This is a genomic window from Butyrivibrio sp., from assembly GCF_017433805.1.
Lineage (GTDB): Bacteria > Bacillota > Clostridia > Lachnospirales > Lachnospiraceae > Butyrivibrio.
The window spans coordinates 1-10,326 of record NZ_JAFRGN010000038.1 but is presented as its reverse complement, the minus strand read 5'-3'; the positions used below and the strand labels follow the sequence as shown (position 1 = coordinate 10,326).

Annotated in this window: 9 protein-coding genes and 1 tRNA gene; all 10 read right to left on the bottom strand. The window is 41.8% G+C overall.

From position 1 onward, the window contains the following. Positions 1–184: 184 nt before the first annotated feature. The 10 genes from IJI01_RS10045 to radA all read right to left on the bottom strand — a co-directional run bounded on the left by IJI01_RS10045 (position 185) and on the right by radA (position 10,300). Positions 185–733: a GNAT family N-acetyltransferase gene (locus IJI01_RS10045; protein ID WP_292189606.1), complete on the bottom strand. Its 549-nt coding sequence runs from the start codon at positions 731–733 to the stop codon at positions 185–187. A gap of 112 nt (positions 734–845) precedes the next feature. After that, complete coding sequence (locus IJI01_RS10040) at positions 846–1,646, bottom strand: hypothetical protein (RefSeq protein WP_292189603.1); 801 nt, start codon at positions 1,644–1,646, stop codon at positions 846–848. A 623-nt stretch (positions 1,647–2,269) separates the two neighbouring features. Then, positions 2,270–2,342: transfer RNA gene (locus IJI01_RS10035), tRNA-Pro, on the bottom strand. 143 nt (positions 2,343–2,485) lie between these two features. Further along, complete coding sequence (locus tag IJI01_RS10030; RefSeq protein ID WP_292189601.1) at positions 2,486–3,538, bottom strand: substrate-binding domain-containing protein; 1,053 nt, start codon at positions 3,536–3,538, stop codon at positions 2,486–2,488. A 115-nt stretch (positions 3,539–3,653) separates the two neighbouring features. Beyond that, the gene (locus IJI01_RS10025; RefSeq protein ID WP_292189598.1) at positions 3,654–4,322 is read right to left on the bottom strand and encodes a hypothetical protein; all 669 of its coding nucleotides are present in this window, start codon (positions 4,320–4,322) and stop codon (positions 3,654–3,656) included. A gap of 128 nt (positions 4,323–4,450) precedes the next feature. Continuing rightward, positions 4,451–4,879, bottom strand: coding sequence for a hypothetical protein (locus tag IJI01_RS10020; protein WP_292189595.1), 429 nt, complete (start codon positions 4,877–4,879; stop codon positions 4,451–4,453). Between the two features lie 39 nt (positions 4,880–4,918). Next, entirely contained in the window at positions 4,919–5,911 is a 993-nt protein-coding gene (locus tag IJI01_RS10015; protein WP_292189592.1) for a transglutaminase domain-containing protein, read from the bottom strand. 56 nt (positions 5,912–5,967) lie between these two features. Next, positions 5,968–7,068 (bottom strand): hypothetical protein, encoded by a 1,101-nt coding sequence (locus tag IJI01_RS10010; RefSeq protein WP_292189589.1) that lies wholly within the window; start codon positions 7,066–7,068, stop codon positions 5,968–5,970. Between the two features lie 128 nt (positions 7,069–7,196). Continuing rightward, positions 7,197–8,747 carry a hypothetical protein gene (locus tag IJI01_RS10005; RefSeq protein ID WP_292189587.1) on the bottom strand — a complete coding sequence of 517 codons (1,551 nt, stop codon included), beginning with the start codon at positions 8,745–8,747 and terminating at the stop codon, positions 7,197–7,199. Between the two features lie 176 nt (positions 8,748–8,923). After that, positions 8,924–10,300 (bottom strand): DNA repair protein RadA, encoded by a 1,377-nt coding sequence (gene radA / locus IJI01_RS10000; protein ID WP_292189584.1) that lies wholly within the window; start codon positions 10,298–10,300, stop codon positions 8,924–8,926. Positions 10,301–10,326 lie beyond the last annotated feature (26 nt).

Here is a 10,326-nt window from a genome sequence, read left to right as displayed (position 1 = left end):
TTTCTATATTTATATATTTATATACTACACTATCTAAATGCCTCAACTCATTATACGTAAATTAAAAGCAGTGCACTCTTCATTACGAATCGTGCACTGCTCAAATATTGCGTGATTTATCTTTATTACTGGTTTTCGATGACCAAAACATCAATACTTATGTTCTTCTTTCTGACCACATAAATCACAGTTTTTTCATCATCCACCAGGCATCAACATAAGTCCCGTCAGCATATTTCATATTATCCGGAAATCCCCCATATTTCCTAAAGCCAAGCTTCTCGTATAGAGCAATGGCATTGTTATTACCAGCTATAACCTCTAGCTCAGCCTGCTCATAGCCGCATCTTCTTGCAACATCAAGAACTGTCTCCATCATTAGTTTACCGATTCCCGTTCCGCAGTATTCCTGATAGAGAGCTATAGCAACATCACATCTATGTCTGTATCTTCGATAGCCACCAATTCCCATGAGTGAGCAATTGCCGATATGCTTACCGTCTATTGTGGCAATCAGCATAAGCTCACGGTCGGAATCAATTCTGCCTTGGATGAAGTTCTTTTCCTGATCTATTGTAATTGTGACTTCATCAGGCTCTCTGATCAGATATGGTGTCTCCGCAGTCGTTACTTTCAGGTATTTTATAAGGTCTTCTGCATCAGAAGGCTCAGCATTCCTCAGAATGATGTCTCTGCCAAGCTTGTCTTTTACTGTAATTGGTCCGAATTTCATACTTCTCCTCCAATCCCCTGAAAAACTATTATTCTAACCATTGTATCAAAAAAGCAGCCTACTTACACACAAGAGCTACCATTATATGTTCCAATACCAACATATTTTTTTATTACAAAAGGAACAATCTTACCTTTTCTTCAACAATTGTAATATCCAGAGGTCGTTCCAAAGTTTCCATCGTTACAATCAAATTATCTCCTATAATAAGCCCATTCTTTTCATAATCCATGAGCTTTGCGAAATTTCTTGTGGCATAATCCAATTCTCCAACTCGTCCTAAATGTTCCCAGTAAATAGTTTTTCTCTTGCGCACATTTAAAAGAACAAAATCCGGATATTTATTCCTGTAATCATCAAGCTCAAAACGCGGCTCGTACTGATAAGGTAAATGGTTTGTATAGAAATAATCCGCAAGTATTTTCTCGGACTTAGATCTTACGTATTCTCCGCGAATTGTCTTGAACTCAGTAGCCTCCCCATAAGTATTCTCGCCACCATTATGCTTTTCCATCCACCTTTCTATAAACATTTCTTTAGTAGGCACTATTGGATTAACAAATCTCTTACGTCCATTACACATTCTTTCATAAATATGCTCAATCGAATCATCATCAAAGCCTCTAATAAACTTAATAATTCTCTTTTGCATGTCCTGTAAAGCTTTATATGCTTTCTCGTCATAGTCCCTCTGCGCCAACAACGCAATTCTATCCTTCTCATACGCAGGGATATACTGCTCATTATCACTACCTTTCTTTCGAAAATGATACTGCGGACAGCCATGACTCTCCGTAACTCGGAGAGTCCCCTCTTCTAGATTTTTATAGCTTTTAAGCCTCTTATCAGCAACCTGAAGAAGAGATTCTACCTCCGAAAGTCTCTCCTGAAGGTTCTTATTAACATCTGTCATTATTTAGATAATTCCTTTCTTGTATTAAGTATCTTTTTACGTCTAGTTTTTCTATTTTCATTTCGCAACAGTATGCCAAAAAACTTGCTACTGCCTAATTGCTAAAATCAACAAAAATATAGTAAGCACCCCGCTTATGAAAAGTATTATTTTCCCATGAATTACTGCCTAAACTTCAACAATCCCACCACAGCAGTAACACTCAAGTCAGCTTACGTCTAAAAAGCAAAACTATAGAAAATAGCCGTAGCCAAAAATCCTCTCCGCTACTATAATAATTTGAAATTTGGAAATCTAGCAGTAACTCTAGAAACGAGCTACTGTAGTTTTGAATAAAACAGAATTCAAGACGTAATTCTTAGCTTTATTTCGAACTAATTGCCAGAAGTCATCATACATCATGCCCGCCGTAATTGCAATACCATCGCACCGTCGCCCAAAATAGCGCCAAACAGTCCAAAACAGCTAGAAGTGAGCTATGCCGACAGGCTCGGAACCGCTTCGCCTGTTCCTCGCTGTCGCGGCGTTCGCCGTATGAGTAAAACAAAACGGACAGCAGTTCTTGAGTAAACTCAAACTGCTGTCCGCTTTGTTTTGCTCGCATAGCTCACTTTACGCGCAAATCGGAGTGACGTGATTCGAACACGCGGCCCCTACCTCCCTAAGATAGTGCTCTACCAACTGAGCCACACCCCGACGACGTTTTCCATTATATAACGGCAAAAATATAAAATCAACCAAAACTTATTTCAGCACATCTGTATATCATATATCGCGCACACAGGCTAATCTCAAAAGGAAGGAGGTCGACAGCATCGGCACCTGTGTAGCACAATACATCACTTCTTATTATTGATCGCATCAATGATGTCCTGGGCGTTGTCTCTGTTAACCTTCACATAGTCACAGCCAATGTAGTGCTCGTTGCCATTACCCTGAAGGTAGTTGATTGCTGCATCTGCAGCGAGGTGAGACTGTAATACATAGTCGTTGTAGACAGTTCCGAGGAGCTTACCCTCCTGAACCATCTCTATTGCTTCCGGAAGGGCATCGACGCCTACGACATAGACATCTTCTCCTGGCTTAAGACCAGCCTGCTCTACTGCCTCTATTGCGCCAAGGGCCATTGCATCATTGTTGCAGATGATAACCTCAGGAATCAAGCCTTCCTTGATGCCTTTTCTGACTATAAGCTGAGCTGTAGCGCAGTCCCAGTTACCTACTTCATCAAGGAGGCAATCAAGCTGTAAATCAGCATTCTTGAGTGTTGATACAGAATAAAGAGTTCTATAGCCAGCATCGATATTCTCAGGAGCACCTTCGATCATGAAATACTGAATCTTGCCATCACCATTTCTATCAAGAGCCTTATTGCCAAGCGTAAGGAGCAGCTCTCCCTGATAGATCCCAGACTGTCTGGCATCACAGACAACATAGCAGACATCAAGCTGATAGCTCTCCCATCTGTTCTCCTCATCGCCACTTGGTTCTCTGTTGATATAGACAAGTGGAATATTATGAGAAGCAGCCAAATCAGTAATCGAATGAGCTACAGATGAATTAACAGGGTTGATTATAAGCGCTTTGGCACCTCCTGCAATCAGCTCCTCCACCTGAGAAAGCTGCACAGAATCATTGTTGGCACTGCCGAGAAGTATGATATTATCTCTGGAAAAACCCTTTGATACAAGGTAACTGACTAGTTCATTGCTAAAAAGGGACATAAAATTGTCAGCAAGCTGATAAATACAAATACCAATCTTAACATCACTGTATGAACTATATGCCACAGATTCCGGAGTGGAATCTGATATTTTTTCACTAGAACACCCCACCAAAAGAGAAAGCATCAATGCTGCCATAACAATATAGCAGACCATTTTCTTTTTCATAACTACGCCCCACGTTATATTAAGCAAAACAAGCTAAATTTAACAACAAGAGATATCTTATCATAAAAACATCAAAAAAAGAAGATAATAAAATTTCCCATCTTAGGAAAATCTTCTACTGTCTGGGATTCCTATGGAAAAAATCAATAAAGAACCAAAGCGCTATAAGACACACTATTCCGCCAATGAAAACATGCTGAAGACTTATAGTTGCCCCCTTCTTGCTACGGTCCACCAGACTCTCCATGCTATCCTGATAAAGGATAAGTCCGGAAGTCAGTGTATCAGTATTGACAGTCAAAACATCCGCATCCGGCGTAGAGTCCTCAAAAAGCTCGTACTCTCCCATATTGTTGGTCAGATAATAGTATGCTCTGTCTTCGTTTACAAGATAAAGAGGGATATCAACCTGAAGATCAATATCAGATGACATATTTGCCAGAGGAACTGCCTCGCCATTTTCAAAAGTCTTGGTTGCATCTATGTCAACGTATATTCCTTCATTCAGCTTACCCAGAACAACTTCATTTTCCTCGATGGCACTGCTGTACTCGCCATAAACAGCCTCACTCTCTGCTTCATCCGAAACAACAAAATAAAAGGTGAGTTCCGCATTATCACCTTTACTTATTCTATCAAGTTCCTTTTGGGTAAAACAGGAAGTAACAACCTTAGAATAGTCTCCAAACCTGAATTCTGGCGCAGATACTTCAGTTAGGCTGGTTGAATCAAGGACAATATCGACTGTTCCTTCCCCATAAGAAATATAAGTAACCTGATGCATACTAAACACTCCTGTGGCATCTACGAAAAGACATCCATTTCTTCACCATAATATTAACACCCCTTGAGCATTCAAAGTATTAACAAAGTCTTATAATTTTCTTTATAATTCTTAATAATCAGGTCTCTTTACTGTTCCACGCTTGTGCTTCCATCGGCATACTTGATAACCCAGTATCCCTTGCCAGTTCCGCAGTCCTCGTGGTACTCCTTATCAATGATCTGAGGACCATCTCCCTCTATCTTGGCGTCGAAGTTCTCATCCTCAGCCAAAGAACGGCTGTCCTTAGGAGCTTCTGATGAAAGAGGAATCATTTCTGTTTCTGTCTCTTCTATCTGAACAGCTGTAACCATCTGATCAGCACTGTCATTATTCTGGATAATAGCCTCACCATTCCTGCCATCTACTGTGATCACTGGAATATTCCTGTCTCTGGCAACTGCTCCCTCTAGTGCATTATGATATGCTGGTAAAAAACTAAACAGCAGTATATTAAGTACGAAAACTCCCAGGACAGTGCCTGCAACAGCTATTGTAATTCTAAGTAATCTGTTCATTGAACCTCCATGTAAAAAACAAAATCTTTATCCTATTTGTCAAAACTCAACAGCATAGTTTTCAAGCGTCTCAATTGGTCCAGCCGGGTAAGAAGCGCTCGTCTGCTTGTAGTAGCCAGAACCTTTGGCGTTTTGCATCTCTGCATCAAAGATGTACCATTTGTTCTTCATCTTAACTTCCGTCCAAGCGTGATCTGTTCTACCGCCGAGAGCTGAAGTTACTGTTCCTGTGCATACTCTTGCGTCATATCCAAGTCCCTTGGCAATATAGGCAAAAGAAGCAGCGTAGCCATAACAGTTACCTCTTCTGGTTGCCATTGTCTTGGAAGCATATTCCTTAGTCCAATCTCCGCTTGGCTCATCAAGGCTTCTCTCGTAAGAAACATAAGCTGAAAGATAACTAAAAGCCGCTTCCAACTGCTGAGCCTGAGTCATGTCACCGCTTGTACTATTCGCAACTATCTGTGCTGCAAGATTCATAACATTGGATGTCGGTGAAACTATCGATCCATCCTCCGTCTTCCACTTGATGGTTCCATCCACATGGACAAAGTGCGAACCAGGAATATCATCTTCCATCCAGTTCCCCTGAGCCTGATTATCAACAACATCTCTTATCTGGCTCTTAAGCTTCTCCGGAACTCCATGCAGTGCATTCTTGCCAATGCTCACAACAGTCGTTGGAATATAGGTTCCGCCAAGTGCAGGCGGATAGCACAAAAGCTCTGTGTAGTACTTGTCGTACAGGCATCCGCTGTATGATGCATAAAACGGATTGTTCTCGCTTACGGTTATTGATTTAAGATTGTTAAGATTCCAAAAAGCATTGCTGGTAATATCCATAACATCACTGCCAATGTGGATTGAAGTGATCTTATAGTTACTCTTAAAGGTAGTAGAATCTATGGTACTATAGCCATAGCCACTAGCCCTGACTGTCGTTGAGAGAGAAACTGTCATAATTACAGTCAGTAAAAGAGCTACCGTATTCTTTATATGTTTTTTGGCCTTCCTAACAATATTTTTTCTCAAATCTTTTCCTCGAAATCTTTTATCGGAGCGATATCTAAATTTCTTAATAGCATTTTTTACTTCTTGTTGTATTTGTTGTAATAACTGTCTGTCTGGCCACTCATAGAATTAGAATTCTTAGGCTTATTTTCAGTAATCTTGTAGCCAGTTGTAGGACCATCAACCAGAGGTGGCCTTGTGTTTACAACGTCATTTTCGTTTGCATAGCTGTAATAGCTTCTGACATCCTGCTTCTTACCACCTGCACTTGGATGCTTGCCATATCCAGACTGAGCTGTGATTGGATCGGCATAGGCCTCGTGGTTATCGCATACAATCTGGCACCACTGATCATTCCAGGTGTTGGCATTTACATGCACCCACTTAAGTGGAGGGTACGTTCTTTCATCCTCAGGATCATTGGTGATATCGGTCATGATCTGATCAAGGTAGTCCAAAATAAGTCCCAACGCTCTAGTGGATCCAGCGCAGGAATACTCATGTGCTACAAACACTCCATAAGCTGTTCTGTATAACTTTCCTTCTGTAGTATAGGTTCCAGCATCGCAATAGGCTCTCACGATACCATTTGCATATGCAACCATCTCAATCTGAGTTCCGCCGCCATTTTCAGAAACCTGATCAAATATCTCCTGAGCAAGCTGGCTCGCTATACTCCTTGCTTCAATCTCCTGGCGTCTGTTCATTCCGCCATTACTGTGTATCTCATTGGGAATTACAACCATTCCATCCTTTTTGGTCTTGGTCTTCTGATAGGAAGGAACAACATACTCATTCTTACTACTATAAGCCTGCGCTCCTCTATCAAGCAGCTGGTTAGCTATGCGGTGCTCTTTATTTTTACCAAGAAGAGCCCAGTGCTTAACAAGCTCCTCAGGATTGGCGCCATAAGCTGCTCGCAGATCCGCATAGTTGAGGAAATAATACAGCGGATTATAGTTCCTGCTTGGATCCTTAGGGTCCTCGGCATAATCAACTCCGTTATATTTGGTTGTTCCTTTCAGCAGAGTCTGATAAGCATCCTCAGAAATACCTACCGTATCGGAATAATTAGATGCAAATGAATTGTTTTTGAATGCTGGGAAAAGAACTATGACTCCCATGACAATACAGATAATAGATTTACATATTCTTCTAAGCATATTATTACGGAACATGAACGCCCCTCCAAACCAATGTAGACTACTGGTATAACTACTTTTTCCGAATCCTGGGCATCAAAAAAAGTGCCAACAAGATTTCATACATTAATCTTATCGACACTTTATTATTAAAATATTACACTTTAATTCGTTTTATTTCTTTTTATATTTATGATGGAGATTAGCATTATGCAAAGCACTATAAGAACAAGTCTAACCCCTGGATCCATGCTTGTATCACCGGTATCTGCCCTTCTGGCACCTAGAACTGCGCCCTGTGCTGAGCCATTACTTCCAGCATTATTCTGATCAGTCTGGCTCACACCCTCAGTAGCACTGATCTTGCCTGATTTAGCCTCGTTGTCACCAGCTGACAGTCTGATCTTGTCAGAACCTGATGTACCAACGCTTGCCCTATCAGAGCTATCTTTCACTGATCCCTGCTGGCTGCTACCAGCGGATGCCTTACTATCATCTCGTACCAAAGTCTCAGTAATTACTGTGCCAGTATTACTACTGTCAGCAGTGCTTTCTGAGCCATTAGCAACAAGGACAAGTCGTCCCTTTTGGAGTTCTACATCATAATAAGCTGTAGCATCTCTTCCGTTTCTATCATAAATATGGATATCACTTATCTCGTTGGTGCATTCACCTGGACCTGTAAGACTTCCTATGAAAGTAGCCTCAATTCTGTGGCCCTTCATAAGGCTTCCATCCGTTACAATGGCCTCTGTATTAGTAAGAGTCTGTCCCCTGTCATTCTGAACAGAAGTGCCTGCTGTGACAGTAATCTTCTGCTTACTGTGCACCTTGGGAACTGTGCTGACACTGGCAAGAACATTACCACCTTCATCAGAAATCCTGATATCTCCAGCATTAACCTCCTGACCGTTAAACAATAGAGGAATCACCTGAAACTCATCTGTTTTCTTGATATATGCGGAATTGACGTTTATGAAAAATACCTGATCCTTGTAAGAAACGGCTGTACCACTGTTCTGATTAGCAGACAGATCAAAAATTGAAGAATCTCCTGTAAGTTCTTCAGAAGCTGTAGCACATGCTCCAAGAATATACGCTGATCCTATTTCCTGTCCAAGGGCACCATAAGAATGCTGTGCAAGAAGCTTGCCGCCCTTGTCATGAATATCTACAACAAATCCTCCAACATATTCCTCGCCATCGATGACAACTGTCTCAAGCTCCTTGGAATATACGTTGAAGTCAAGCTCAGAAACATCAACTGCCGGCTGCTGTGGCTGCGCAGGTTCATCTACGCCACCTTCTCCAGCGGCAGGTTCTGGTTCTTGTGGTTCTACTGGGTCTACAATTTCCTCAGTTGAACCTGTTCCTGGCTCTGTAACCTCTTCTGTCGGCTCCGGATCAGTAACCTCGCCCTCTTCTCCGGAAACCGGGCGACTTTCAGGTTCATTAGGAATCGTCGTACCAATTTCAATAATAATGAAAAAGTCTACTCCGTATCCTAATGAATCCGCTTTTAAGTCCCCTAGTAATATCTCGTCTTCTGAATCCCCCTCGGATTCTTCATACGCAGGCTGCGCCGGTTCAGTCACGGGCAAATTATAGTCAGTAAAATCCTGAGCATGCGAAACGACACTGCTGCTCCCCATTGCAGCTATAAAAATGGTCACCGCAAATATTAAAGCCCAAAATTTACCAACTCGCCCAGACATCACCTTTAACAACTCCCCAATGTAATTACATGTATATAATTAACATACTCACATATTCTACCAAAGAAAAAATCACATCTTCAATCATATTGGAAATGTTTTTTGTAAATTGTGAACAAATTATGATTAAATATGTTTGTATGCCCATACCGTCTAAATCGACAGAAAAAAATTTTTTAAATTAATTTCATTGCATCTGAAACCGATGCAACGCCTATAATTTCAATGTTCTTGTAAGCTTTTTTGAGCTTATCCGCAAGTGCTCTAGGCACAATACAGGTCTTAAAGCCGAGCTTTTCTGCCTCCTGAACTCTTGCTTCAGCCATAGTAACTGACCTTACTTCTCCTGAAAGACCTACCTCTCCAAAAGCTATCACATCATCACTGATAGGCTTATTCTTAAAGCTTGAGATGATAGCAAGACAGATTCCAAGATCAAGGGATGGCTCAGCCACCTTCATTCCTCCTGCAAGATTAACATAAGCATCAAAGTCTCCCAGCTGAAGGCCAATCCTCTTTTCAAGGACTGCCATCAGAAGGTTAACTCTGTTGTAATCCGTTCCGTTAGCCTGACGCCTTGGGAATCCAAAATTCGTATGAGTTACAAGTGCCTGAACCTCGATAAGGATCGGCCTTGTTCCCTCAACAGAGCATGTTACGACAGAACCACTTGCATTGTCAGGTCTTCCATCCAACATAAACTCAGATGGATTGGTAACTTCTACAAGTCCCTTTTCCTGCATCTCAAATACGCCAATCTCGTTGGTTGAACCGAATCTGTTCTTAACTGCTCTTAAGATTCTGTAGGAAGCGTGCCTGTCTCCTTCAAAGTACAGCACTGTATCTACCATGTGTTCCAGAACTCTTGGTCCGGCAACCTGACCCTCCTTGGTAACATGACCCACGATAAATACTGTAATATTCATGCTCTTGGCAATACGCATCAGAACGGCCGTTGACTCTCTGACCTGTGATACACTTCCAGGTGCAGAGGACACGTTCTCGTTAGCCATGGTCTGAATTGAATCAATTATGATAACCTCAGGCTTGGTCCTGACGATTGCTTCCTCAATATTAGAAAGGTTAGTCTCACACAGGAACTTGAGGCTCTCAGAAAAGCTTCCCAGCCTGTTTGCACGCAGCTTGATCTGCCTAAGGGACTCCTCACCTGAAATATATAGGATATCTTTTTTGTCTCCGGAAAGATTACCTGCGACCTGTAAAAGAAGTGTAGACTTGCCTATACCAGGATCTCCGCCCACAAGTATAAGTGAGCCTCTGACAAGTCCTCCGCCAAGAACTCTGTTGAATTCCCCGATATGAGTGTCAGCCCTCTCCTCGTCGTTCATCTCAATCTCTGAAAGACTGACAGGCTTAGTAAACTCGCCGCTGCTAATGCCACTGGCCTGCTTGCCTGAGGCCTTAGTAGTGGGCTTAACTGTCTCCTCAACAAATGTATTCCATTCTCTGCAGCCAGGGCACTGGCCCATCCACTTGGATGATTCATAGCCGCAGCTCTGGCAAAAGAAAACTGACTTGATCTTAGTTGCCATAACCCCTCCCAATAAAACTGATACTA

What these genes read in the sequence shown, in the direction of transcription:
- IJI01_RS10045 (WP_292189606.1), bottom strand. Translation starts at nt 733, where the DNA reads ATGAAATTCGGACCAATTACAGTAAAAGACAAGCTTGGCAGAGACATC.
- radA (WP_292189584.1), bottom strand. Translation starts at nt 10,300, where the DNA reads ATGGCAACTAAGATCAAGTCAGTTTTCTTTTGCCAGAGCTGCGGCTAT.
- IJI01_RS10040 (WP_292189603.1), bottom strand. Translation starts at nt 1,646, where the DNA reads ATGACAGATGTTAATAAGAACCTTCAGGAGAGACTTTCGGAGGTAGAA.
- IJI01_RS10030 (WP_292189601.1), bottom strand. Translation starts at nt 3,538, where the DNA reads ATGAAAAAGAAAATGGTCTGCTATATTGTTATGGCAGCATTGATGCTT.
- IJI01_RS10010 (WP_292189589.1), bottom strand. Translation starts at nt 7,068, where the DNA reads ATGTTCCGTAATAATATGCTTAGAAGAATATGTAAATCTATTATCTGT.
- IJI01_RS10025 (WP_292189598.1), bottom strand. Translation starts at nt 4,322, where the DNA reads ATGCATCAGGTTACTTATATTTCTTATGGGGAAGGAACAGTCGATATT.
- IJI01_RS10020 (WP_292189595.1), bottom strand. Translation starts at nt 4,879, where the DNA reads ATGAACAGATTACTTAGAATTACAATAGCTGTTGCAGGCACTGTCCTG.
- IJI01_RS10005 (WP_292189587.1), bottom strand. Translation starts at nt 8,747, where the DNA reads ATGTCTGGGCGAGTTGGTAAATTTTGGGCTTTAATATTTGCGGTGACC.